This window comes from Bacillus sp. z33, from assembly GCF_058313615.1.
Map to the genome: position 1 here is coordinate 12,965 of NZ_JBZFQN010000004.1, position 26,541 is coordinate 39,505.

At 39.5% G+C, this 26,541-nt stretch carries 18 protein-coding genes; 17 read left to right on the plus strand and 1 reads right to left on the minus strand.

All coding sequences use genetic code 11. The annotated features are described in order from the left end of the window. Nucleotides 1–16 precede the first annotated feature (16 nt). The 17 genes from purD to rlmD all read left to right on the plus strand — a co-directional run bounded on the left by purD (nucleotide 17) and on the right by rlmD (nucleotide 25,454). A complete protein-coding gene (purD, locus tag AC4G3L_RS14750) occupies nucleotides 17–1,279 on the plus strand; it encodes a phosphoribosylamine--glycine ligase (RefSeq protein WP_491077966.1) in 1,263 nt (420 codons plus the stop codon). A 920-nt stretch (nucleotides 1,280–2,199) separates the two neighbouring features. Next, nucleotides 2,200–3,945 (plus strand): adenine deaminase C-terminal domain-containing protein, encoded by a 1,746-nt coding sequence (locus AC4G3L_RS14755; protein WP_491077758.1) that lies wholly within the window; start codon nucleotides 2,200–2,202, stop codon nucleotides 3,943–3,945. A 54-nt stretch (nucleotides 3,946–3,999) separates the two neighbouring features. Further along, a complete protein-coding gene (locus tag AC4G3L_RS14760; RefSeq protein ID WP_491077759.1) occupies nucleotides 4,000–5,025 on the plus strand; it encodes a DUF3048 domain-containing protein in 1,026 nt (341 codons plus the stop codon). Between the two features lie 15 nt (nucleotides 5,026–5,040). Beyond that, nucleotides 5,041–5,340, plus strand: a complete 300-nt coding sequence (locus tag AC4G3L_RS14765; protein ID WP_491077760.1) for a YerC/YecD family TrpR-related protein — start codon at nucleotides 5,041–5,043, stop codon at nucleotides 5,338–5,340. A gap of 315 nt (nucleotides 5,341–5,655) precedes the next feature. Next, on the plus strand, nucleotides 5,656–6,348 hold the full coding sequence (pcrB, locus tag AC4G3L_RS14770; protein ID WP_491077761.1) for a heptaprenylglyceryl phosphate synthase: 693 nt from the start codon (nucleotides 5,656–5,658) through the stop codon (nucleotides 6,346–6,348). A 64-nt stretch (nucleotides 6,349–6,412) separates the two neighbouring features. Then, complete coding sequence (gene pcrA / locus AC4G3L_RS14775; RefSeq protein WP_491077762.1) at nucleotides 6,413–8,656, plus strand: DNA helicase PcrA; 2,244 nt, start codon at nucleotides 6,413–6,415, stop codon at nucleotides 8,654–8,656. Between the two features lie 36 nt (nucleotides 8,657–8,692). After that, nucleotides 8,693–10,708: an NAD-dependent DNA ligase LigA gene (ligA, locus tag AC4G3L_RS14780; protein WP_491077763.1), complete on the plus strand. Its 2,016-nt coding sequence runs from the start codon at nucleotides 8,693–8,695 to the stop codon at nucleotides 10,706–10,708. Nucleotides 10,709–10,718: 10 nt separating this feature from the next. Beyond that, entirely contained in the window at nucleotides 10,719–11,897 is a 1,179-nt protein-coding gene (locus AC4G3L_RS14785) for a CamS family sex pheromone protein (protein ID WP_491077764.1), read from the plus strand. A 161-nt stretch (nucleotides 11,898–12,058) separates the two neighbouring features. Then, nucleotides 12,059–13,606, plus strand: a complete 1,548-nt coding sequence (gene pruA / locus AC4G3L_RS14790) for an L-glutamate gamma-semialdehyde dehydrogenase (protein WP_491077765.1) — start codon at nucleotides 12,059–12,061, stop codon at nucleotides 13,604–13,606. 270 nt (nucleotides 13,607–13,876) lie between these two features. Next, on the plus strand, nucleotides 13,877–15,466 hold the full coding sequence (gene aceB, locus AC4G3L_RS14795) for a malate synthase A (RefSeq protein ID WP_491077766.1): 1,590 nt from the start codon (nucleotides 13,877–13,879) through the stop codon (nucleotides 15,464–15,466). Nucleotides 15,467–15,508: 42 nt separating this feature from the next. Continuing rightward, nucleotides 15,509–16,786, plus strand: a complete 1,278-nt coding sequence (aceA, locus tag AC4G3L_RS14800; RefSeq protein WP_491077767.1) for an isocitrate lyase — start codon at nucleotides 15,509–15,511, stop codon at nucleotides 16,784–16,786. Nucleotides 16,787–17,303: 517 nt separating this feature from the next. Further along, a complete protein-coding gene (gene gatC, locus AC4G3L_RS14805) occupies nucleotides 17,304–17,594 on the plus strand; it encodes an Asp-tRNA(Asn)/Glu-tRNA(Gln) amidotransferase subunit GatC (RefSeq protein WP_491077768.1) in 291 nt (96 codons plus the stop codon). Nucleotides 17,595–17,610: 16 nt separating this feature from the next. Then, nucleotides 17,611–19,080, plus strand: coding sequence for an Asp-tRNA(Asn)/Glu-tRNA(Gln) amidotransferase subunit GatA (gene gatA / locus AC4G3L_RS14810; RefSeq protein WP_491077769.1), 1,470 nt, complete (start codon nucleotides 17,611–17,613; stop codon nucleotides 19,078–19,080). Next, entirely contained in the window at nucleotides 19,080–20,510 is a 1,431-nt protein-coding gene (gene gatB, locus AC4G3L_RS14815) for an Asp-tRNA(Asn)/Glu-tRNA(Gln) amidotransferase subunit GatB (RefSeq protein WP_491077770.1), read from the plus strand. The genes gatA and gatB overlap by 1 nt, the downstream gene beginning before the upstream one ends. Before the next feature lie 227 nt (nucleotides 20,511–20,737). Further along, nucleotides 20,738–22,900 (plus strand): GDYXXLXY domain-containing protein, encoded by a 2,163-nt coding sequence (locus AC4G3L_RS14820; protein ID WP_491077771.1) that lies wholly within the window; start codon nucleotides 20,738–20,740, stop codon nucleotides 22,898–22,900. Between the two features lie 99 nt (nucleotides 22,901–22,999). Next, nucleotides 23,000–23,980 (plus strand): diacylglycerol kinase, encoded by a 981-nt coding sequence (locus AC4G3L_RS14825; RefSeq protein WP_491077772.1) that lies wholly within the window; start codon nucleotides 23,000–23,002, stop codon nucleotides 23,978–23,980. A gap of 97 nt (nucleotides 23,981–24,077) precedes the next feature. Beyond that, complete coding sequence (gene rlmD, locus AC4G3L_RS14830) at nucleotides 24,078–25,454, plus strand: 23S rRNA (uracil(1939)-C(5))-methyltransferase RlmD (protein ID WP_491077773.1); 1,377 nt, start codon at nucleotides 24,078–24,080, stop codon at nucleotides 25,452–25,454. Nucleotides 25,455–25,517: 63 nt separating this feature from the next. Here the strand turns inward: rlmD and AC4G3L_RS14835 are convergent, their stop codons facing one another. Continuing rightward, a complete protein-coding gene (locus AC4G3L_RS14835) occupies nucleotides 25,518–26,237 on the minus strand; it encodes a hypothetical protein (RefSeq protein WP_491077774.1) in 720 nt (239 codons plus the stop codon). Nucleotides 26,238–26,541 lie beyond the last annotated feature (304 nt).

The window sequence follows — 26,541 nt, forward strand, 5'->3', positions numbered from 1 at the left end:
GGAGAGAAATGAAATGATGAAAGTACTTGTTATAGGGCGCGGAGGCCGTGAACACGCTTTAGCCAGAAAATTTGCCGAGAGCAAGCGTGTAACAAACGTATACGTAGCACCAGGTAATCCGGGAATGACCGATGTGGCTGAAATCGTGAATATACCAGAGACGGAACATGCCGGATTAATTCGATTTGCAAAAGAAAACGAAATAGGATTAGCGTTCATTGGTCCGGAGGTTCCGTTAGTGAATGGTTTGGCAGATGACTTTATAACACAGGGTTTGACTGTATTTGGACCGAATAAGGCTGCTTCTATTATTGAAGGCAGTAAGTCATTTACGAAGGATTTGTTGAAAAAATACGAAATTCCTACAGCGGAATATGAAATATTTACGGATTTTGAGAAAGCCGTCCAATATGTGAAGCAAAAAGGCGTGCCGATTGTCATCAAAGCGGACGGGCTTGCAGCAGGCAAGGGAGTAGTCGTCGCGATGACAGAAGGAGAAGCACTTGAAGCTTTAAAAGAGATGCTGCTTAATCAAAGGTTTGGAGAGTCATCAGAAAAAATCGTGATTGAGGAATTTTTGAAGGGGGAGGAGTTCTCCTTTATGGCCTTTGTGAATGGAGAAAAGGTTTACCCAATGGAAATTGCTCAGGACCATAAACGAGCTTTTGACGGTGATAAAGGTCCCAATACAGGTGGAATGGGAGCTTATTCACCTGTTCCGCACATTGGTCAAGATATGGTTAGCCAGGCTTTTGAAGAGATCCTGATTCCAACAGCAAAGGCAATGGTGAAAGAGGGGCGCTCCTTTACCGGTATCCTCTATGCCGGACTAATCACTACAACCGAGGGTCCTAAAGTTATCGAATTTAATGCGAGATTTGGTGATCCCGAAACACAGGTCATCCTACCAAGATTAAAATCAGATTTATTGGAAGTTGTCGAAAATGTCTTAAAGGCTATCGATATGGAGTTTGAATGGTCGGAGGAAAGTGCTGTTGGAGTCGTCATGGCAGCGAATGGATATCCAGGTGAGTATGAAAAGGGCAGTGTCATAAAGGGCTTAAATTATGTTGATGTGCATACACATCTATACCATGCCGGAACAAATAAAAATGAACGGGGCGAATTTGTGACAGATGGGGGAAGAGTCCTCTTGCTGGCTGCGCTGGATCGAACATTGGAACTAGCTCAAAAAAAGGCCTATCACGAACTGGAAGGAATTCAATGTAAGGGTCTCTACTATCGTTATGATATTGGTGAAAACGCTATTCGTAGGTAATAGGACATCAATCAGCTTTTTAGTACGGCCCCTAAAGGAGAGGATTGAGACTTTTTAGGGGGTGCTTTATGAAGATTAATAATGGCAGGCTGGATCTTATCATTTTTTAGTGTGAAGAGCAGATACAGTTGGCGCGAAAAGGCATGATAGTATAGCGTGATGAAGTTCACTCCGTAACATCGCTGAAATAGATTTTCGATCAATCAAGATAAACGTTTTTTTGCTCAATCACAGGATAATACATTCATTACCTAAAAATTTCACTCAATACCTCTTTGATCCACTCAAATAAAGGTCCTTTCGCTCAATACCTCTCTAAAATCGCTCAATTAATCTCAGAAGCCCACAATAATAGACTAATTACGCTCATATGTTTATAAAATTTTCTATATATTTAACTGGGTAACCAGTTATTTCGGCCATTAAATACTAGATACATAGTTTTATGTCATTGTAAAAATTAAATTTAGGCCCTTATGGTACTTAAGGCCATTCTATAACATAAACATACTTGCCTGAGTATGTTTTTTGCTGTTTAATGCATTTTTTATAAAGCAATGTTCTGTGAGCTTGCTGAATAGATTGATTGTGCAGGTTTTGATTAATGGATCAAGGGAATGAACTATGTGTTGAGGTCTGAGGACTTGCATGTTAGATGTATAACCTTATATTTAACGGGTTTTGGATATCCTTGTGACACCTATTCGAGAAAAAGGCGTATTTATTTGAAACAATACATACACTAATTTATTGGTTCTCAGATAAAAAGGAAAAATGGAAATTATCATTCTTTAATGCTCTAAACTATAAAAATATGGTAGTATATTGAAAAGGCTTACATTTCTGATTTGTAATGGAAGAGTCGATACTTCCATTATTTAAAATATAATAAATTACGTTTTGAGAAGGGGGTTATATTCGTGCTTGGACAAAGATACAGATGGAAAAATAAACAGCTACGAGAGCATGTTGATGTGATAGATGGAAAAGTGGCGCCGACGCTAGTATTAACAAATGCGGTGTATTTGAACCAGGTATTTAAGAAGTGGATGAAGGCGAATATCTGGATTTATGCAGATCGAATTGTATATGTAGGCGAAAAAATGCCTTTTATTCAGGAGGGGTATGAGATTGTAGATTGCACAGATCAATATCTGGTACCTGGCTATATTGAGCCGCATGCCCACCCATTTCAATTATATAATCCGGAAACCCTTGGTATGCACGCGGCCCAGTATGGAACAACGACCTTAATCAATGATAATATGCTTTTGTTTACCCTAATGGATAATAAACAAGCGTTTGCACTGCTCAAGGAATTGCGCCATCTTCCAATTTCTATGTATTGGTGGGCCAGGCTTGATTCCCAAACAGAACTGAGGAATGAAGAAATGGTATTTTCGCATTCCAATGTGAAGAGCTGGCTTGAGCATGATGGTGTCCTGCAAGCTGGAGAGCTGACAGGATGGCCGCGTCTTCTCGATGGGGATGATATGATGCTTCATTGGATTCAGGAAGCGAAAAGGATGAGGAGGAAAATTGAAGGCCATTTTCCGGGTGCTTCTGAAAAAACATTATCGAAATTAATGTTGCTTGGTGCTGATTGTGATCATGAAGCTATGACAGGCGAGGAAGTGATCAACAGACTGATGCAGGGATATGATGTATCGTTAAGGCATTCGTCCATTCGTCCGGATCTTCCACGTATTTTAGATGATTTAAAAGAATATGAGTTGAATTCTTATGACCGGTTATTTTTCAACACAGATGGCTCTACGCCTGGGTTTTATAAAGATGGATTTACAGATCAATTAATTGCAATTGCAATTGAAAAGGGTGTGCCTATTATAGATGCTTACAATATGGCTTCCATAAATATTGCCCGCTATTATGGTATCGATTATTTACACGGAAATATTGCAACAGGCCGGGTAGCAAACATTAATTTCCTGTCTGCAAAAGATAAACCAACTCCTCACTCTGTATTATCGAAAGGACAATGGGTGAAAAGGGAGGATAAACTGGTTGAAATGAAACGGTCATCGATTGCGTGGGAGGACTTTGACCTCAGCCCTCTGGAGCTTGATTGGAATCTAACAGAAAATGATTTTCAATACTCTATGCCATTTGGTATAAATATGGATAATAATGTAATTACTAAGCCGTATTCCATTCATATTGATATTTCAAGAGAGGTATTGGCTGAAAATCATGATGAGTGCTTTTTTACGTACCTAACCAGAGATGGCAAGTTTAGAATCAATACATTGCTGAAAGGTTTTGCGAAACGTTTATATGGATTTGCCTCATCATTCTCCAACTCAGGGGATATTCTGTTAATTGGGAAGAGCAAAAAAGATATGAGATTGGCCTTTAATCGGATGAAAGAGATTGGCGGCGGTATTGTAATTGCAGAGAAAGGGGAAATATTGTTTGAAATGCCTCTGCAGATACAAGGCATGATGTCCAATAAGGAACTTCCTGTTTTAATAGAAGAAGAGGCTGGATTACGGGAATTGTTGACTGAAAAGGGCTTTCCATTCGAAGATCCGATTTATTCCCTATTATTCTTCTCATCTACTCATTTGCCTTATATGAGAGTCACACAAGCAGGTTTGTATGATGTTATGAATAAATCTGTACTCTTTCCGACTATAATGCGTTAAAATAGTAAAGAAGTGAGAAATATATCCTATATGTGATGGGGTGAGGTACATAGCATGACTAAGAAAGCTTGGTTCATAGTGATGTTAGTTTTTGTCCTTCTGGCAGGTTGTTCAGGTAATAAGGAAGAAACGAATGAAAAGTCTGAGAAGACGGAAGAGGTCTTGAAAAAGTCACTGAATGCGTATCCGTTAACAGGAGTTTCTAATGACGAGGAAAGCAATCACAGAGCCATTTCGGTTATGGTTAATAACCATCCCATAGCAAGACCGCAATCAGGTATTTCAAAAGCAGACATCATATATGAGGTTTTGGCCGAAAGTAATATAACGAGGTTTTTAGCTATTTTCCAAAGTGAATTTCCTGAGAATATCGGTCCGGTCAGAAGTGCAAGAGATTATTACATAGAGCTTGCCAAAGGGCATGAAAGCTTGTATATTTTTCATGGCTGGAGTCCCGACGCACAAAAGTTAATTCAATCTGACTATATAGACTACTTGAATGGGCTTGACCATGATGGGACGCTTTTCAAACGATCCTCTGATCGCAAAGCACCTCATAATTCCTATATCACATATGATACCATCTTGAATGGTGCAAAAAAAGCAGGATACACAATGCAAGAAAACACGCCTGCTTATACCTTTTTTTCAGAAGATGAAACAGGCTTAATTTCAGGCGAGGACTATATAGTCGCAAACGTATCTTATGGCTCTGCAGATTTTGATGTAACCTATAAGTATGATACTGCCAGTGAAAAGTATACACGCTATACTGCAGGAGTACGTACGGAAGATGAAGAGACAAAAAAGCCTGTTCAACTGGATAATATCCTTATAGTTGAAGCAATTCACAAGGTCAAAGATGATAAAGGCCGGCGGGAAATTGATTTAACTACAGGTGGAGATGCTTACCTACTGCAAAAGGGTAAACGCTCAGAGGTTCAATGGGAGAATAAAGATGGTAGGATTGTGCCTGTATCCGGCGATACGGAAGTTAAATTGGTACAGGGAAAAACATGGATTAATATTGTTCCGGATCAACCGGGCTTAAATAAGAGTGTCACACTCTCAAATGATTAGGAGGAACCTGAACATATGCAAATTAACAAACTAAAAGGCAAGGATTTGGATCAACTATTCAATGCTATATTATCTTTAAAAGATCTCGATGAATGTTATCGTTTTTTTGACGATTTATGTACGATAAATGAAATACAATCTCTTGCCCAGCGTCTAGAGGTTGCTCGTATGCTCGAAGAAGGAAAAACGTATCATATGATTGAGACGGAAACGGGTGCAAGTACTGCTACTATTTCAAGGGTTAAACGGTGCCTGAATTACGGAAATGATGCCTATACAATGGCACTTGGCAGATTGAAAGAAAATAATGCGTAACTTAAATAAAAGCAAGCAGACCGTGTAGAAATAGCGCTACGGCTGCTTGCTTTTTTATATGTCTTTCTTTGTCTATTTTTATAGTAAATCTGCCTTACAGTACGTTTGTGTGATGATGGTGAGGAGAGGCATCTACAATTTTTTTGTCTATTTTTTTGCTGAAAAACGTCAAGGTTAAAACTTACCATCAACAGTGTTTAACGGTTTTACCAAACGGTGAAATATTGGCAGACCATGTGAATTTTCTAACTCTTTGGTATCACTAAAAGGAATGCTATAATGATTAAATGGTAATTAGAATGGGGGTTGTCATGGATGTATGATTTTCGCGAGTGGAGACATGTGTTTAAACTCGATCCAAATAAAATAATTTCAGATGAAGCACTGGAGAAGGTATGTGAATCGGGTACCGATGCGATTATTGTCGGAGGTTCAGATGGTGTTACATTAGAAAATGTCCTGGACTTAATGGCCCGCGTTAGGCGTTATACACTGCCTTGTGTGCTTGAGGTTTCAAATATAGAATCCTTAACCCCGGGATTTGATTTGTATTTTATACCATCTGTATTAAATAGCAAGAATCCAAACTGGATCCTTGGTTTGCATAAAGAAGCAATCAAAGAATTTGGCCACATGATCAATTGGGATGAAATGCATGTGGAGGGGTATTGCATCATGAATGCTGATTGTAAAGTGGCAGATTTGACGGAGGCCGATACAGATATTACAGAAGATGATGCAGCAGCCTATGCCCTTATGGCAGAAAAAATGTTGCATTTACCTATTTTTTATTTAGAATACAGTGGACAGTACGGAGATCCAACACTTGTTAGAACTGTTAAAAATACATTGATGGATACAACCCTGTTTTACGGCGGGGGTATTACAAGTCCAGAAAAAGCTAAGGAAATGTCCGAATTGGCAGATGTCATTGTTGTCGGAAACCTCATTTATGATGATTTAAATACGGCACTCTTGACAGTAGATTCTGCTAAAAAAAATAAATAAATTATCGTGGAAAGCCATTGGATGAAGTATAATAAGAACAAATGTTCGTTAGGGTGGTGTCATAATGCAGTTCTTATCAGATCGACTGTTAACCGGATTAAACAATAGACAAAAAGAGGCAGTACAAGCTACGGATGGCCCTTTGCTAATTATGGCTGGAGCGGGCAGTGGTAAAACAAAGGTTCTTACCCATCGCATCGCGTATTTAATTGTAGAAAAAGAAGTAGCGCCTTGGAATATACTTGCCATCACATTTACGAATAAGGCGGCAAGAGAGATGAAGGAACGGATTCAGGGTATTCTTGGCGGAGCCTCTGAGGAAATATGGATTTCCACTTTCCACTCGATGTGTGTGCGGATTTTGCGCCGTGATATCGACCGAATTGGCATGAATCGTAATTTCTCTATTCTCGATCCGGGTGATCAACAAACGGTTATCAAACAAATCATGAAAGAAAAAAATATTGATACGAAAAAATTTGATGTTAAGACAATACTTGGAACGATTTCCTCTGCCAAAAATGAATTGATTAACCATGAGGAATTTGCCAATAGTGCAGGCAATTACTATGAGCAAACAGTAGCGGACCTTTATACTCAATATCAAAAAAGACTTCGGAAGAATCAGGCACTGGATTTTGATGATTTGATTATGAAAACATTTGAACTTTTTGATAAGGTTCCGGAAGTACTGGAATTCTATCAAAGAAAGTTTCAATTTATCCATGTGGATGAGTATCAGGATACAAACCGTGCTCAATACATGCTTGTTAAGAAATTAGCACAGCGGTTTAAAAACCTGTGTGTGGTAGGGGACTCCGACCAGTCTATTTATCGTTGGCGCGGCGCCGATATTGCTAACATCCTATCCTTTGAAAAGGATTATCCAAATGCTAAAGTGATTATGCTTGAGCAAAATTATCGCTCATCTAAGCGAATTTTGGCAGCAGCCAATGGCGTAATCGGCAATAACTTGAACCGCAAGGAAAAGAATTTATGGACAGAGAATGTGGAAGGGAATAAACTGGCTTATTTCCGCGCGGATAGTGAGCAGGGTGAAGCGCAGTTTGTGGCTGGAAAAATTAAAGAGCTGACAGAGCATCAAGGGAAGAAACTATCTGATATCGCTATTTTGTACCGCACAAACGCTCAATCACGTGTAATGGAGGAAGTTCTGCTTAAATCAAATATCCCATACACAATTGTCGGCGGTATTAAATTCTATGATCGTAAAGAGATTAAAGACATTCTTGCTTATCTGCGCCTCATTGCCAATCCGGATGATGATATCAGTTTGCGCAGAGTCATCAATGTTCCAAAACGTGGGGTTGGTGCAAGCTCGGTTGACAAAATTGCGAATTATGCTGCCGATCAGGATATTTCCATGTACCAGGCGATGATGGAGCTTGAATTTATCGGCTTGAGCGGAAAAGCTTATAATGGGGCTGCTGAATTCAGAGACTTAATTAAAAACTATACGCAAATGCAGGAGTTCCTGTCAGTTACTGAATTAATAGAGGAAGTTATCGAAAAATCAGGTTATAGAAAGTCGTTGGAAATCGAGAAAACAATTGAAGCAGAAACACGCTTAGAAAATATTGATGAGTTCTTATCTGTTACGAAAAACTTTGAAAAGGGCAGTGATGATAAGAGCTTGGTTGCCTTTTTAACAGACCTTGCTCTCGTGGCTGACATTGATCGCGTGGATGAGGATGAAGTTGTGACAGATGGGGTTGTATTAATGACCCTTCACTCTGCAAAAGGGCTGGAATTCCCTGTTGTCTTCTTAATTGGTCTTGAAGAAGGTGTCTTCCCGCATAGCCGTGCCCTGATGGAAGAAGTAGAAATGGAAGAAGAACGCCGCCTTGCCTATGTAGGAATCACACGGGCTGAGCGTGAATTATTTATTACCAATGCACAGATGCGTACATTATATGGACGTACAACATTGAATCCTGTTTCCCGCTTTATTAAAGAAATTCCACAGGATTTAATCGAAATGTTAAATCCGCCAGAAGAAAAAAGGCAAACAAGACCTTCCTTTATGCAATCAGGTTCAGGTGCCAAAGCAAGAACTGGAATCAATGGACCGGCGAAACATAAGGCAGTTGGAAGAACGATGATGAATGAGTCCGGTGGAGAGAAACTCGACTGGCAGGTTGGTGACAAAGCTGCACATGGAAAATGGGGCGTTGGCACAGTCGTCAGTGTAAAAGGAAGCGGGGATGGCCTGGAGCTTGATATTGCATTCCCATCTATGGGCATTAAACGACTGCTTGCTAAATTTGCACCCATCACAAAACAATAGTCCCAAAGGAAACTTTGAGTAGAGAGGGCGAAAGATATGGATATAAAAGAAGCGCAAAAACGAGTGGCTGAACTTCAATCACTATTAAATCAATATGGATATGAATACTATGTTCTCGACCAACCGTCAGTTCCAGATTCTATATATGATCAGACATATAAAGAATTGGTGGAATTAGAGAGTCTATATCCGCAATTGCAAACCCCTGATTCACCTACTCAAAGAGTTGGTGGACAAGTTCTTGATACGTTTACAAAAGTGGAACATATCACGCCAATGCTAAGTCTTGGAAATGCTTTTAATGAAAGTGATCTGCGTGACTTTGACAGAAGGGTAAAGCAGGGGCTTGGCACAGATGAATATTCCTATATATGTGAATTAAAAATTGATGGGCTGGCTGTATCTTTGCGTTACGAAGAGGGATTATTTGTTAAAGGAGCTACAAGAGGTAACGGAACCACTGGTGAGGATATTACAGCCAATCTCAAGACGATACGTTCCATTCCACTTCGACTGAATGATCCTATTACATTTGAGGTTCGCGGTGAGGCATACATGCCAAAGAAATCTTTTGTATCCTTAAATGAAAAAAAGCAAGAAAATGGTGAAGAACCGTTTGCTAATCCACGAAATGCAGCGGCGGGATCCTTGCGCCAGCTTGATCCGCGTATAGCTGCATCTCGGAATTTGGATATCTTCCTATATGGAATCGGCGAAACGGGTGAAACTGGCGTTGAAACCCATAGTGAAGGACTTGACCTGCTACAAAAATTAGGACTGAAAACTAATCCGCATAGAAGAAAATGTGCTACGATTGAGGATGTATTGGAGTATATTCAGGAATGGTCATCTAAAAGGCCTGATTTGGATTATGATATTGATGGGATTGTAATCAAAGTAGATTCACTGTTTCACCAAGAAGAATTAGGCTATACTGCAAAAAGCCCAAGATGGGCAATTGCTTATAAGTTTCCTGCAGAAGAAGTCATTACCATCCTTCGCGATATTGAATTAACTGTAGGACGTACAGGTGTTATTACGCCGACTGCCTTACTGGATCCAGTAAGAGTAGCCGGAACGACAGTCAAACGAGCCACCCTTCATAATGAGGATCTGATCCGTGAAAAAGATATTCGGATCGGTGACCATGTGGTTGTTAAAAAAGCCGGGGATATTATTCCAGAGGTCGTGAATGTCCTGTTTGATAAGCGGACAGGGGAAGAAAAGGAATTCCATATGCCTACACATTGTCCGGATTGTGGCAGTGAGCTTGTCCGTTTGGAAGGAGAAGTAGCCCTGCGTTGCATCAATCCAAAATGTCCGGCACAAATCAAAGAGGGACTAATTCACTTCGTTTCCCGTAATGCTATGAATATTGATGGACTTGGTGAAAAAGTGATCATCCAACTATTTGGTGAGTCCTTAATTAAGGATGTAGCTGACATTTATAAATTGACTTATGATCAGCTGATCAATTTGGAGCGTATGGGGGATAAATCAGCTACCAATCTTTTGAACGCCATTGAAGCTTCTAAGAGCAATTCATTGGAGCGCCTTTTATTTGGGCTCGGAATCCGCCATGTAGGAGCAAAGGCTGCTAGGATCCTCGCTGAAGAATTCGAAAACATGGATCGCCTAATGTCTGCTGATGTAGATGAATTGACGGCTATTAATGAAATAGGTGACAAAATGGCTGATGCGATTGTTACGTATTTCAACCAGGAAGAATGCCAGCAGCTGATTGTTGAGTTGAAAAATGTCGGCGTTAATATGGATTATAAAGGTAAGAAGAAAAATGTTGCAGTAGCGACAGATAGTTATTTCTCCGGTAAAACCATTGTACTTACAGGGAAAATGGAAAAGTACGGAAGGAATGAAGCGAAAGAATTAATTGAAGCGCTTGGCGGCAATGTGACGGGGAGCGTAAGTAAGAAGACGGATTTACTGATTGCCGGAGAAGATGCCGGTTCAAAATTAAAAAAAGCCCAGGATTTAGGAATTGAAGTGTGGGATGAAGGCAATTTACTGGAAGAACTGGGCAAGCAGGGATAGAGGTGTAGGAATGAAGCGTTTGATAGCAATAACAATAGTACTGGCACTTATGCTTGTAGGCTGCGCACCAAAATTTGATAAGGATGAGGTAGTAGAGGATAATACCGAAAAAGATTCCAAGAAGGAGTCATCCATTATTCCCGAATATCAAATCTCCGACAATTATTATCAAACGATGCTGCCTTATCAAATAAGCAGTTCCAGAGGTCTGGTGGTTTCAAACATTAATACTCGACTTGATTTGGAAGAGTTTGAAACAGGATTGATGAGACTGGCTCAGGATCCATTTCCAACCGATGAATATATTTTCAGAGAAGGTCAGCTATTGGACACAAAGACCATTAAAAGCTGGCTGAATCGTAAGTATACAAAAGAGCAGTTGAAAGAGAACAAATTAACTGCGGAGGATAATCTTGGATTAAATCCACTTGATGATGGAAAAGGCGATATTGAGGAAAGATATGAGAAGAACCCGGAATATCTTGCCCATATTTTAGAGCATGACTATCTAGTCAAAACAGATGATAATAAAGTTGAACTTGGCGGTATTTCGATTGGACTTGCCTTGAACTCAGTATTTTATTATCAAAAGGAAAAGTACGGGGAAACGTACGAAATAAAAATTGAGGAAGATAAATTGCTTGAAGAAGGCCATAAGATTGCGGCTGAAGTTGTGAAACGGATTAGAACTATGGAGGGCGGAAAAACCGTTCCGATTATGATCGGTTTATTTGAACAAGGAAGCAAGGATGCGGTTGTGCCAGGGAATTTTATTTCCTATGCAAAAGTGGGAGAGAAGAGCAACAAGATCTCCAAATGGACAAATGTACAAGAAGAATATTATTTGTTCCCATCAGATAAAGCAACAAAGGATTTCCGTGATGATGCAACGACCTTTGCTAATTTTAAGCAGGATGTTGAAGAATACTTCCCTAATTTTAATGGTGTAATTGGGAAGGCCTTTTATGTAAATAAAGAACTGCAAAAGTTGACCATTTCAATAGACATGCAGTTCTATGGGAAAACAGAGGTTATTGGATTTACACAATATGTGGCTGGTTTGGTGAAATCTAGTTTCCCGGAATATTTAGCAGTGGAAACTAAAATAGCGTCTTCCAACGGACAGGAAGCCCTTATTATGAAAAAGGCAAATACCAAAGAACCAGACGTGTATATTTATAACGAATAAACAGTAGCTACCTCTTGAGGTAGCTTTTTTTATAAAATAAAACAAAAGGATAAAAATGGTTATACAAAAATTTTGAATATAAACTATATTAAGTGACTTTCAAGCTTACAATGGAGTAGAATAAGAGGGATTACTACATAGATATATAGGGAGGGAATTATATGGTACAAGCATATAAGCATGAACCACTCACTGATTTTTCTGAAAGCGTAAACAAAAGTGCGTTTGAGGATGCATTGACATTAGTAGATAGCTATCTTGGTCAGGATTATGATTTAATTATTGGTGGAGAGAGAGTATCTACAGACGATAAAATTATATCTATCAGTCCTTCCGATAAAGAAATAGTAATAGGCAATGTTTCTAAGGCAAATAAAGAGTTAGCGGAAAGAGCGATGCAGGAAGCACTGGAAGCTTACAAAACATGGAGCAAAACGAAACCTGAAGTTCGCGCGGATGTTTTATTTAAAGCAGCTGCCATTATCCGCCGCAGAAAGCATGAGTTCTCTGCAATCATGGTAAGAGAAGCAGGTAAACCATGGGTAGAAGCAGATGCAGATACAGCTGAAGCGATTGATTTCCTAGAGTACTATGCAAGACAAATGTTGAAATTAAAAGATGGCCAGCCGGTACAAAGCCGTCCTAATGAATATAATAGATATGATTACATACCGCTTGGTGTTGGGATTATTATTTCCCCTTGGAACTTCCCATTCGCCATTATGGCAGGTACCTGTGTAGCAGCTGTTGTTACAGGGAATACCGTATTATTAAAACCAGCTTCCACTACACCGGTAGTGTCAGCAAAATTCGTAGAGGTTATGGAAGAAGCAGGTCTGCCTGCAGGCGTGATTAACTTTGTTCCTGGTAGCGGAAGTGAAGTGGGAGACTATCTTGTTGACCATCCACAAACTCGTTTTGTCAGCTTTACAGGTTCACGTGAAGTTGGAACAAGGATTTATGAAAGAGCGGCAAAAGTGCAGGAAGGTCAAATCTGGTTGAAACGTGTCATCGCTGAGATGGGCGGTAAAGATACAATCGTAGTAGATTCAGATGCGGATCTAGAATTGGCTGCCAAGTCAATTGTTGCATCAGCGTTTGGTTTCGCTGGACAAAAATGCTCGGCATGTTCAAGAGCCGTCATTGTAGAAGATGTTTATGATGAAGTGCTGAATAGAGCCGTTGAACTGACTAAAGAGTTGACGGTAGGTGATCCAACTGATTTTGCTACATTTATGGGACCAGTCGTGGATGCTTCTGCATTTAAAAAGATTACTGAGTATATTGAAATTGGGAAAAATGAAGGCCGTCTTATGACGGGTGGAGAATCTGATGATTCCAAAGGCTTCTTCATTCAACCGACTATTATCGCCGATTTGGCACCTGATGCGCGCATCATGAAAGAAGAAATTTTTGGACCTGTTGTGGCATTCAGCAAAGCTCGCAATTTTGATGAAGCAATTGAGATCGCCAATAACACAGATTACGGTTTAACAGGAGCAGTTCTTACAAGGAACCGTGTGCACCAAGAGAAAGCTCGTGAAGACTTCCATGTCGGAAATCTTTACTTCAACAGAGGGTGTACCGGTGCGATTGTTGGTTACCAACCATTTGGTGGATTCAATATGTCCGGTACGGATTCAAAAGCTGGCGGTCCTGACTACTTAACATTGCATATGCAGGCTAAAACGACGTCTGAAACTTATTAATAGATAGCTATTTTCAAAACTCCCTTCTGAATCATTCGGAGGGGAGTTTTTGCGTTCCCTATTAATTAATCAATCGATTAATTAAGAATATTTATGTTTTTGATTTAGTACCGTCGATGGAGAGTTTTTAATAGTTTTTAACATTTCTATAAAAACACAAAAATTTCCATAAAACAGTTTGCAAATTCTAAAAACTGTTATATAATACAGAATATACTAAGTATTCTGTTTTATAACAAAACGTACAAGCAAAGGAAGTGAGTGTTTTACATGACAGTGCAGACAAATGGGATCAGTATCCTAGGGAAAATGGAAAGTGGTTTTGATGAAATATTGACTTCAGAAGCGCTTGAATTCATTGAAAACCTAGAAAGGCACTTTGGATCAAGGCGTAAGGAATTACTGGAGCAGCGTATCAGACGCCAGAAAGAAATTGATAATGGTAAACTCCCGGACTTTTTGACAGAAACGAAAAGTATACGGGAGAGTGATTGGACGATTGCGCCTTTACCAAAAGATTTGCAAGACAGACGGGTTGAAATCACAGGACCAGTTGATCGGAAAATGGTCATCAATGCTTTAAATTCCGGTGCCAAATGCTTTATGGCTGATTTTGAAGATGCCAACTCCCCGACTTGGAAAAACAATATTGAAGGCCAGATAAATCTCCGTGATGCAGTGAATCGTACGATTACCTTTGAAAATCCAAATGGAAAAAAATATAAAATGAATGAAGAGACAGCAGTGCTCATCATTCGTCCGAGAGGCTTCCATCTTGAAGAAAAGAATGTCACATTGGATGGTCAGCCGATCTCAGGTGGGCTATTCGATTTCGGGCTTTATTTTTTCCACAATGCAAAGACCTTGCTGGAGAATGGAAGCGGTCCATATTTCTATTTGCCTAAAATAGAAAGCCATCTGGAAGCACGCCTTTGGAATGACGTTTTCGTTTATGCACAAAATCACATAGGAGTGCCGCATGGTTCCATTAAGGCAACTGTTCTCATTGAAACCATTCTAGCTGCATTTGAAATGGATGAAATCTTGTATGAGCTGAAGGATCATTCAGCTGGCTTGAACTGTGGAAGATGGGATTATATTTTTAGCTATCTGAAGAAATTCAGAAACCATGATTCTATTATTCTCCCGGACCGATCGGTGGTAACCATGGCTGTGCCATTCATGACTGCCTATTCCCAGTTAGCCATTAAAACCTGCCATAAACGGAATGCACCTGCTATTGGGGGAATGGCTGCACAAATCCCGGTTAAAAATGACCAAAAAGCGAATGAAGATGCCTTTGCTAAGGTGAAAGCTGATAAGGAACGCGAAGCTAAGAATGGCCATGATGGAACATGGGTTGCCCATCCTGCTCTCGTCCCAGTGGCAAAGGAAGTGTTTGACTTTTATATGCCAGAGCCAAACCAAATCGATAAAAAGCGTGAAGATGTACAGGTTACAGCAGCTGATCTCCTTGAAGTTCCAGAGGGCTCCATCACGGAACAGGGTGTTCGAACTAATATTAATGTAGGAATTCAGTATATTGAATCCTGGCTTAATGGAAAAGGGGCAGCTCCGATTAATAATCTGATGGAGGATGCGGCTACAGCTGAAATCTCCAGGGCACAGGTTTGGCAATGGGTACGTCATCCAAAAGGAGTATTGGATGATGGACGCAAGGTGGATAGCAAGATGTACAAAACATTTAAAGAAGAAGAATTAGAAAAGATTAAACAAGAACTTGGTGATGAGCGCTTTTCAAATGGTCGTTTCACGGAAGCAGCAGAGATTTTTGACCAATTGATTATCAGTGATGAGTATTATGACTTCTTGACTTTACCTGCCTACGAAATTCTATAAAACAATTAATTAGGTTTCATATAAAAGGAGGAAATACAAACGATGAGAGAAGAACTGATTAAGCAAATTGAAGCAGAGTGGAAAGATGAAAGATGGGAAGGAATTGAACGACCATATTCAGCTGAAGATGTAGTGAAACTGCGCGGATCTGTACAAATTGAGCACACTTTGGCAAGAAGAGGCTCAGAAAAGCTTTGGAATTACCTTAAAACAGAAGATTATATTAATGCGCTTGGTGCTCTGACAGGAAATCAGGCTGTCCAACAGGTAAAAGCAGGATTAAAAGCAATTTATTTGAGTGGATGGCAGGTAGCTGCAGACGCTAATCTTTCTGGCAATATGTATCCTGACCAATCTTTGTACCCAGCTAATAGTGTTCCATCTGTCGTAAAACGAATTAATCAGGCTCTTCAACGAGCGGACCAAATCCACTATTCAGAGGGCAAAGAAGAGATCGATTGGTTTCAGCCTATTGTTGCCGATGCTGAAGCGGGCTTTGGCGGCCAGTTAAACTGTTTTGAACTTATGAAAGGGATGATTGAGGCAGGAGCGGCAGGAGTCCACTTTGAAGATCAGCTTTCATCCGAAAAGAAATGCGGGCACTTGGGTGGTAAAGTACTTCTTCCAACTCAAACGGCAGTAAAGAACTTAATTGCAGCTCGTCTTGCTGCGGATGTAATGGGTGTTCCTACTCTTCTGATTGCTCGTACGGATGCCGATGCAGCTGACTTGATTACAAGTGATATTGATCCAACGGACAAAGACTTTATCACTGGAGAAAGAACGCCAGAAGGATTCTATCGAACAAAAGCGGGTATTGATCAAGCAATCGCACGTGGACTTTCATACGCACCATATGCAGATTTAATTTGGTGTGAAACATCTGAGCCAAATCTTGAGGATGCGAAGAGATTCGCCGATGCCATCCATGAAAAATATCCAAACAAAATGTTAGCTTATAACTGCTCTCCGTCTTTCAATTGGAAGAAAAAATTAGATGATGAAACAATTGCGAACTTCCAAAAAGAAATTGCAAAAATGGGCTACAAATTCCAATTTGTTACCCTTGCAGGATTCCATGCCCTTAATCACAGTATGTTTGAACTAGCAAGAGGATATAAAGAGCGCGGGATGGCTGCCTATTCCGAACTTCAGCAGAACGAATTCTCTAGTGAGCAATACGGCTACACGGCAACAAGACATCAACGTGAAGTCGGTACTGGTTATTTTGATGAAGTGGCTCAGATTATCACTGGAGGAACTTCTTCTACAACAGCGCTTAAAGGTTCCACTGAAGAAGAACAATTCCAGAAAGCATAGTATACAAGTTTCAAAAGTAGAGAGTTAGGCATTAAGCTATAAAATAAACAAAGCAGGTGGAGATCATTCTTCACCTGCTTTGTTTATTTATGACAGTATAGATGAGAGGCAAGTTCGCCTGAAAGACGTTTTATATACCGGCTCAGCTGGTAATGTCTAACTTCAGGGTTCAAAGGTTGATAACTCATGACCTATAAATCGAGAGCATCTAGGCTTGCTGTGGAATATACAAATAATGCACCTGATAGGATATCAGGATATCCACATAGAATATGAGAGGAAAACTAACAAGAAGGTATAATCAGCTTTATATCCCCTTTTAAATTCCGTATGAATCATCATTTCACGACAAACTTTTCCCGGGCAATAATTCAAAAGAAGAGAAATTTTTTGCTGTTTTCGACTTAATTGGCAGGAAGCTACAATATGCCATTGATTCCGATTGCTTTAACGCGCGAAAGTTTGGTATTATCATAATAATTGTATTGTGGCACGCAGTAAAATGGAGGTGTATAAAATGACTCGCATTTCAAAAGAAGAGGTTAAGCATGTTGCTAATTTGGCGAGATTGGCTATAACAGAAGAAGAAACTGAAAAGTTACAGAAGCAATTGGATTCAATTATCACATTTGCTGAACAATTAAATGAGTTAGATACAGAAAATATTGAACCTACTACACATGTTTTACATATGAAGAATGTCTTAAGAGAAGATAAGGCGTCTCAAGGACTGCCAAGGGAAGAAGTGCTGAAAAATGCTCCTGACCAACAAGATGGACAAATACGTGTACCAGGAATAATGGAGTAGCCAGGGAGGTAAAATCATGTCTTTATTTGATCGTAAAATAGCTGACTTGCATGAGTCGCTTCGCAAAAAGGAATTATCAGTAACGGATTTGGTTTCTGAGTCCTTTACCAGAATTAAAAAAGTAGAAGGCAATGTAAAATCTTTTCTAACATTAAATGAGGAAAATGCCTACAAGGAAGCTGAAAAACTGGATCAACAGCTTGTTTCCGGTGAAATTGGCGGTCCTTTATTTGGTATGCCAATCGGAATCAAAGATAATATTGTCACAAAGGATTTACGCACAACCTGTGCCAGTAAGATATTGGACAACTTTAACCCAATTTACGATGCAACTGTTATTGAGAAGTTGAAAAAAGAAAAAACGATTACGATTGGTAAGTTAAATATGGATGAGTTCGCCATGGGTTCTTCCACTGAAAACTCAGGATATGAAAAAACAGCTAATCCGTGGGATTTAGATAGAGTACCTGGCGGCTCTTCCGGTGGTTCAGCTGCGGCGGTTGCAGCCGGAGAAGTTCCGTTTAGCTTAGGCTCAGACACAGGCGGTTCCATTCGTCAGCCCGCATCCTTCTGCGGTGTTGTAGGAATGAAGCCGACTTACGGGCGTGTTTCCCGCTATGGTTTAGTGGCATTTGCATCTTCACTTGATCAAATCGGACCAATTACACGTACGGTAGAGGATAATGCCTATCTATTAAATGCCATTGCCGGTCTAGATCCAATGGATGGAACTTCAGCGCATATTGAAGTCCCTGATTTTACAAAGTCTTTAACAGGTGATGTAAAGGGTCTTAAGATAGCTGTTCCTAAAGAATATCTAGGGGAAGGTGTTAGTGCAGAAGTACGTCAGTCTGTTCTGGATTCATTGGCAGTTCTGGAGAAATTGGGGGCTACATACGAAGAGGTATCTCTGCCGCATTCTAAATACGCTCTGTCAACGTACTATTTATTATCTTCATCTGAAGCATCTGCAAATCTTTCTCGTTTTGACGGTGTGCGTTATGGCCACCGAACGGATAATCCGCAAAACTTACTCGAAATGTATAAACAAACTAGAGCAGAAGGTTTTGGAGATGAAGTAAAAAGACGGATTATGCTTGGTACATTTGCACTTAGTTCTGGTTACTATGATGCATACTATAAAAAAGCGCAAAAGGTCCGTACATTGATTAAACAGGATTTTGAAAAAATATTTGATCAATATGATGTCATTGTAGGACCAACTACACCGACACCTGCATTTAAACTGGGTGAAAACACAAATGATCCGATGACTATGTACATGAATGATATTTTAACCATTCCTGTCAATCTTGCCGGTGTACCGGGAATATCCGTGCCAAATGGCTTTAGCAACGGCTTGCCGCTAGGTTTGCAAATTATCGGGAAGCATTTTGATGAAAGCACAGTATATAAAGTTGCCCATGCATATGAGCAGGCAACAGACTTTCATAAACAAAAACCCTCTCTACAGGAGGTGGAGTAATGAAATACGAAACAGTTATCGGTCTTGAGGTCCATGTTGAATTAAAAACGGAATCAAAAATATTCTCTTCCTCTCCGAACCAGTTTGGAGCGGAGCCTAATACAAATACTTCCGTTATCGATCTTGGATACCCGGGTGTTTTGCCGGTGTTAAATAAAAAAGCGGTCGAATATGCGATGAAAGCAGCGATGGCGCTTAACTGTGAAGTGGCGACTGATACAAAATTTGATCGTAAAAACTATTTTTATCCTGATAATCCGAAGGCTTATCAGATTTCACAATTTGATAAACCGATTGGGGAAAATGGCTGGATTGAAATTGAAGTAAATGGCGAGAAGAAAAGAATCGGAATTACACGCCTTCACTTAGAAGAAGATGCAGGGAAATTGACGCATACTGCTGATGGCTATTCCTTGTGTGATTATAACAGGCAGGGAACCCCGCTTATTGAGATCGTTTCTGAACCGGATATTCGTACGCCGGAGGAAGCCTATGCTTACCTTGATAAACTGAAAACGATAATTCAGTATACTGGTGTATCCGATTGTAAGATGGAAGAAGGAAGCTTACGTTGTGATGCGAATATTTCCTTACGTCCGTATGGTCAGGAAGAGTTTGGTACGAAGACAGAATTGAAGAACTTAAACTCCTTCAACTTTGTTCGTAAAGGACTTGAGTTTGAACAACAAAGACAAGCCGAAGTACTGAATGAAGGCGGAGAAATTCAGCAGGAAACTCGCAGATTTGATGAAGCAACCGGGGCAACTCTATTGATGCGTGTAAAAGAAGGATCTGATGATTATCGTTACTTCCCTGAGCCGGATTTAGTTGAACTATATATTGATGATGAATGGAAAAACCGTGTGCGTGCAGAAATTCCTGAATTGCCGGATGCACGAATTAAGCGTTATACAGAAGAGTTGGGATTGCCGGCCTATGATGCAGGTGTGTTAACCGTGACAAGAGAAACAGCCGATTTCTTTGAAGAAACAATAAGTGCAGGAGCAGAGCCTAAACAGGCTTCCAACTGGATAATGGGTGAGCTTTCTGCTTACTTGAAAACCTCTCAAAAAGAATTGCATGATATAGCCCTCACTCCAGAAGGACTGGCAGGCTTAATTAAATTGATTGTAGATGGTACTATCTCTTCAAAAATCGCTAAAACTGTCTTTAAAGAATTAGTGGAGCATGGGGGAAATCCTGAAGCAATTGTGAAGGAAAAAGGTCTTGTTCAAATTTCTGATGAAGGTTCGCTGCGTACAATCGTAACAGAAATTTTGGATAAGAATCCTCAATCCATCGAGGACTTTAAAAATGGTAAGCAAAAAGCAGTTGGTTTCCTTGTTGGACAAATGATGAAAGCTACAAAAGGGCAAGCCAATCCACAAATGGTCAATAAACTGATTATGGAAGAGCTTCAAAAAAGATAAACAAAAATAGAGCCTCCCGGGTTTAAACGGGAGGCTCTGTTTTTGTTACGCGATAGGGAGCTGACAATCTTAGTCGTTTTTTTTATGTGTTTCTCTCCGTCATTAAGTTTGGTATGGTAGATATATACATTTATCAGATAAATCAGCCATCTTATTTCCACTACTATATAGATAGTAGGTTTTTAAGGAGTAGAAGGAATATACATGTAAAAAAAGGGGTGAAGTACATGAAACAAGAGAAGATAACCAAAACAAGTTATCTGATTGGATTGCTCTTTGGGTTAAGCGCAATAATTTATTTTTTTGCAGCCAATTGGGGAGGGTTGGATCGATATGTGAAAATAGGGTTAATTGTAACACTAATGCTTCTGTTTTATGGGGTTAGTTATGGATTTTCTAAATGGAAGGAACATCAACAGGACGTCGGGACCTGGATTTTCTGGGGAGGATCAATCGCCTTTGGTGTGGCCGTGGCTCTGCTGGGTCAGGTATATAATTCTCATGCAGACAGCTATTCTTTATTTTTAGTATGGCTGATTCCCTCTGTTCTGTTAGCTATGTTTACTCGTTATCCGATATTTTTTGTTCAGTCATACATACTTTTGAATATAACCGTGTATACATATTTTTATCCTTTGAATAGCTGGCTTCCGAAAAGTGATACAGAAGATACATTGATTCTACTAGGGATTATTCTTATGAATATTATTTGTCTGTATGGATTCACAACTAGAGGGTCAAGGTTAATTGCTTCTTTTTCAAGCGTGTGGATTCAATGGTTATGTATTGTTTTGACAACCAAATGGACGGTTATATATTTGTTTAATAATAATAATGAGTTTTCTTTTACTGGAATGCTAGCCTATCTGATAATTGCGCTCGTTTCAGGTTGGATTCTTTATGATTATTTGAGCAATAGAAAAAATAAAGTGGTTAGTGTTATTTTTTCTTTGGGGATTTCAATCAATCTCATTGTTCAGTTCCTGATTATTTCAGTATGGATTAATGGGTTTTTAATCTATTTTGTTGGACTCCTTATGGCTATTGCTCTTGTTGTGCTGGGTACAAAATGGCTGGCAAAACTCACTGCATCGAAAACATCCGGTGAAAGTCATTTTCTCTCTTCGTTAATCAAGCTGGTCTTCATTATACTGGCCGTTTTACTTCTATCAGCATCGGTAATTGGAATCCTGTTCCTGATTGGGTTAGGAGAGTATATTATGTGGTTTATGCTAGCCATGGTCATTCTGGTACCGATTGGAAGTACTATTTCAAGGAATGATTCCATTCTCCGGTACACGATCATGCTGTCGGGAGGGGCTATTTCATCCGTCATCCTGTGGAATCATTCCATTATTGTTCTCTTAACCTATATTATTCTTATAGCCTATACAACTTGGCGTGAAAGAGAGCGAGTGATGTATCCTTTTGGATTAGGCGGAATCATATATGCAGGTGTGCTTCTGCTCTATAAACTATTCCCAGACATCTCCGGTGACACTGTTGCCATAATAATGATGGCCCTAACCTTTGGTTTATACTTCGGACTGAAAAATCCGTATACCAAAGGATGGAACTTGGTTGCGATTCTGACGCTGTGGCTTATTCTTACATTCTTCTCAGAACATACTGTCCTATACTATCTTTACAACTTTACTTATCTTTTCTTCCTGATATATTTTACGTATCGCGTTGTGAATAAGAAAAATCACTGGCTTGAGAATTCTGTTTTTCTTTATTTGATCGGATACCTCGGCTATAAATATTACGATTTATTTTGGACACTGCTTCATAAATCGATTACGTTTGCAATTTTGGCAGTCCTACTATTATGTATCGCGATTTATATGGATAAAAGTATAAAAGACGGTCGTAACCATGAGCGTTTCGGATTTGTGTTGCGGGGTGTTCGAAAATGGTTCCCGATCGTTGTACTTCAGGTGCTGATTCTGTCAATTATCATTTTTCAGAAGGAAGCGATTTTACGTAATGGAACTGATATTGTCCTGAAAGTAGAACCGGTGGATCCGCGGTCTTTATTACAAGGGGATTATGTCCAATTGTCCTATAATATTAGTCAGGTAAAATCAACTAATTTTCCTAACCAGGTATATGTGCTGGTGGAAGAAGACGGAAAGGGAATTTATCAAATTAAAGAAATATATGATACTATAGAAGAAGCAAAAGACGAACATACAGGAAATAATCAGGCTATCCTAACAGGAAAGGTCAACGGCGATACGATTCTCTATGGCATTGAAAACTTTTTCATTGAAGAAGGAACTGGAGCTGAAGTAGAACAAAATGCCAAGTTTGCAACCATAACTGTTGGCAGTAATGGTGATGCCATTTTGAAAAGTGTGTCAAGTAGTCTGTCGAAGCTCGAGTAAACACATTAGCAAATGTCTTTTTACGGATGTATAATAATATAAGAAAATTTGAAACAGAGATATTAACTCCGAATTTATAAAATAGGATGATGATTGATTATGAAAAAAGCAAGGATAATATACAATCCTACTTCAGGAAAAGAAGCATTTAAAAAACATTTACCTGAAGTTTTGGAAAAATTAGAGAAAGCTGGATATGAGGCTTCCTGTCATGCGACTACTGAAGCGGGTGACGCGACAAGAGCAGCACAAATTGCTGTGGAAAGGCGCTATGATGTGGTCATCGCAGCGGGAGGAGATGGAACGATATACGAAGTGGTCAACGGATTGGCGGAACAGGAATACCGGCCGAAATTGGGAATTATCCCGGTGGGTACAACGAATGATTTTGCCCGTGCCTTACGTATATCAACGAAATCCATTCCTGAAGCAGCGGATACAATTGCTGAAGGACTTACGATTCCAATTGATATCGGAAAAATGGACAATCGATATTTCATTAATATAGCAGCTGGTGGTCGGTTAACCGAACTGACATATGAAGTACCAAGCAAGCTGAAAACAAGAATTGGACAGCTGGCATATTATATGAAAGGACTCGAAATGTTGCTGCCATCTTTGAAGGCAACTTCGATGAAGATCGAGTATGATGGCAAGCTGTTCGAAGGTGATGCGATGCTTTTCCTTGTCGCCAATACGAACTCCGTTGGTGGATTTGAGCGATTGGCACCAGATGCTTCCCTGAATGATGGCATGTTTACGCTATTAATTTTAAAGAAAATTAATCTGCCGGATTTTGTGCGTATAGCGGCGTTGGCTTTACGTGGAGAGCATATTCATGATCCGTCCGTGATTTATGTGAAAGCGAACCGTATAAAAGTACACTCTACTGAAAAGCTTCAATTAAATTTAGATGGTGAGTTTGGCGGTTTGGCACCTGCTGAATTTGTTAATCTCTATCGTCATTTAGAAGTTTTCGTGCCTGAAGGTGTACATGAAAAACAGAAAATAACGGATCGGCATATACTTGTTTCTGACGATGCCGTGTTTGAAAAGCCAGATTTGGACCAACTTCTTTAAGAAGTTGGTTTTTTATGGTAAAATCCATGGATTATCGGTCTGTCCTGTTTTATGATACAATCATGATTACTCAATAAAAAATCGAGGTTAGCAAAGAATGACTGAAAAGAAAAAAGCGCCAATTCAAAAAAATGATTATATAGATGTGGTATTTGAAGATTTGACTCATGAAGGCTCTGGAGTAGCAAAGGTAGAAGGATATCCGATTTTTGTCCCGTTTGGCCTTCCAGGAGAAAAAGCCCGAATTAAAGTGACCAAGATTAATAAAGGCTATGCCTTTGGGCGCTTGATGGAGCTAATGGAAGAAAGTCCTGACAGAGTCGAGCCGCCATGTCCGATTTACCGTCAATGCGGTGGCTGCCAGCTGCAGCATTTATCATATGAAGGCCAGCTTAAGGCTAAGGAAAAAATGGTCCGGGAAATAATGGCGAGAATCGGAAAACTGCCTGATGTACCAGTCCATCCAGTCCTTGGAATGAGTGAGCCGTGGAATTACCGTAATAAAGCCCAGGTTCCCGTTGGAGAAATGGAAGGCGGACTGGTAGCTGGCTTCTACGCGAAACGTTCGCATGAAATCATTAATATGGATGAATGTCTGATTCAAGTTTCAGAAAACGACGATACGATCCGCACAGTGAAGAAGATTTGTGAAAAGTACCGTGTTCGTGCCTATGATGAACGAAACCACAAAGGGTTGCTTCGCCATATTATGGTTCGCCATGGACAAGTGACCGGTGAAATTATGGTCGTCCTTGTCACAAGAACACCTGAGCTTCCGCATGCGAGAGAAATCATCAAAGAGATTATTGATGCAGTTCCTGGGGTTAAATCTATTATTCAGAATGTGAATTCTCTGAAGACAAACGTCATTCTCGGGTCGAAAACAACTGTATTATGGGGAGCTGATGTGATTTATGATTATATCGGCGATGTTAAATTTGCCATCTCTCCGCGTTCATTCTATCAAGTGAATCCTACTCAGACGAAGGTCCTCTATGATAAGACACTGGAGTATGCGAATCTATCAGGCAACGAAACCGTGATTGATGCCTATTGTGGAATTGGAACCATATCTTTATTTTTAGCGAAAAAAGCGAAAAAGGTATACGGTGTAGAAATCGTTCCAGAAGCCATAGAAGACGCCAAAAAGAACGCAAAACTTAATGGCATCACCAATGTCGACTTTGCGGTAGGCAGCGCCGAAACTGTTATCCCGGCCTGGTACGAAGATGGGATCACAGCAGACGTATTAGTCGTCGATCCACCACGTAAAGGCTGTGACGAAAACCTCTTAAACACCATCGCAGAAATGAAGCCGAAAAAAGTCGTCTATGTATCCTGCAACCCAGCTACATTGGCACGTGACCTCATGTATCTTGAGGAGCATGGATATAAGACAATGGAAGTGCAGCCTGTGGACATGTTCCCGCAGACGATGCACGTCGAGAGTGTAGCAAAATTAGTATTGAAATAAGGCAGCAGCCCTCTTGGGGGCGCTGCCTTTTTATCCTTACTCTTTACTTTTACTTACTTTTTTTTAGTTTTTCTCTCCTGATTCTGATTGGGTAATTTCAAGATCTTCTAGTTCTTCGTTAATTAAATTTAACTCTTCTTCCGATTCTTCGAAATTAATATCTTTAATAGGTATTTTGATTGTTTTATTTTCAATTAATTTGTTTATTTCGTCTTTTAAATGGTCTTGTACCTTTTCTCTACCCGTTTCAATATTATCTCTAATTGTCTGCTCGATAATTGTGTTTGCTTGTTTATCATATATTTTTGCATCATCATAGGATGTCGGAGAGATTATGGACTGTACCCATCCTAAATTATCATCGGATTCAACCAATTCTTTTGCGTAAAATGCAGTTAGTTGAGGCTCTTTAATTGTCAGTATCTTCTCTTTTTCATTGTATTTGATAGTTTTTTCGTCAATTTCACCTCTATAACCCCATCTAACCAATGCTTTATATTTCAGTTCAATTTCTTTTTGCATTCCCATAACCTCGTTATAGAAAAAGTTCCCTTGTTTATCAACAGGTTTAATAGTAGTAGTTACTGGATTTCCTGCTATGTAAGTTTCTTTAACGATATCTTGTATAGCTCCAACCTCTAATTCGGTAATTTTATAGATTTCCTTCCCTAGTGGGGCTATAATCGTTTCTTTTGTATTGGAATCTCCGAAAAAAACTAAAAATAATCCTAAAAGAATTGCTGTAGAAGCTGCTCCAATAATAAATAATTTAACTTTAGACACGATGTTCTTCCTTTCATAGATGTTTTTAAATTATAGTGAGCGATATTATTTAGTTGTGAAATTCATTACTATATTAGAATAATAAAATTTCAAACTTATGTGAATAAATAGACAAAAATATCTTTATGTTTTATATATTTTGTTAATTTTTTTAAAATCTTTCTGTATCGTTTTTAAGAAAATAGTTAAAGAAGTTGATAAACTCACCAACATCTCTTGTTGTGTTGTCATATACACTCAATGCACGTGGAAAGTGTCGCGAAACTCATATTGAAATTAGGCAGTAGCCTCTCAAAAAGGGGGC

Coding starts and splice junctions, on each gene's coding strand:
- purD (WP_491077966.1), top strand. CDS start 17: ATGAAAGTACTTGTTATAGGGCGCGGAGGCCGTGAACACGCTTTAGCC.
- AC4G3L_RS14760 (WP_491077759.1), top strand. CDS start 4,000: ATGACTAAGAAAGCTTGGTTCATAGTGATGTTAGTTTTTGTCCTTCTG.
- AC4G3L_RS14765 (WP_491077760.1), top strand. CDS start 5,041: ATGCAAATTAACAAACTAAAAGGCAAGGATTTGGATCAACTATTCAAT.
- pcrB (WP_491077761.1), top strand. CDS start 5,656: ATGTATGATTTTCGCGAGTGGAGACATGTGTTTAAACTCGATCCAAAT.
- pcrA (WP_491077762.1), top strand. CDS start 6,413: ATGCAGTTCTTATCAGATCGACTGTTAACCGGATTAAACAATAGACAA.
- ligA (WP_491077763.1), top strand. CDS start 8,693: ATGGATATAAAAGAAGCGCAAAAACGAGTGGCTGAACTTCAATCACTA.
- AC4G3L_RS14785 (WP_491077764.1), top strand. CDS start 10,719: ATGAAGCGTTTGATAGCAATAACAATAGTACTGGCACTTATGCTTGTA.
- pruA (WP_491077765.1), top strand. CDS start 12,059: ATGGTACAAGCATATAAGCATGAACCACTCACTGATTTTTCTGAAAGC.
- aceB (WP_491077766.1), top strand. CDS start 13,877: ATGACAGTGCAGACAAATGGGATCAGTATCCTAGGGAAAATGGAAAGT.
- aceA (WP_491077767.1), top strand. CDS start 15,509: ATGAGAGAAGAACTGATTAAGCAAATTGAAGCAGAGTGGAAAGATGAA.
- gatC (WP_491077768.1), top strand. CDS start 17,304: ATGACTCGCATTTCAAAAGAAGAGGTTAAGCATGTTGCTAATTTGGCG.
- gatA (WP_491077769.1), top strand. CDS start 17,611: ATGTCTTTATTTGATCGTAAAATAGCTGACTTGCATGAGTCGCTTCGC.
- gatB (WP_491077770.1), top strand. CDS start 19,080: ATGAAATACGAAACAGTTATCGGTCTTGAGGTCCATGTTGAATTAAAA.
- AC4G3L_RS14820 (WP_491077771.1), top strand. CDS start 20,738: ATGAAACAAGAGAAGATAACCAAAACAAGTTATCTGATTGGATTGCTC.
- AC4G3L_RS14825 (WP_491077772.1), top strand. CDS start 23,000: ATGAAAAAAGCAAGGATAATATACAATCCTACTTCAGGAAAAGAAGCA.
- rlmD (WP_491077773.1), top strand. CDS start 24,078: ATGACTGAAAAGAAAAAAGCGCCAATTCAAAAAAATGATTATATAGAT.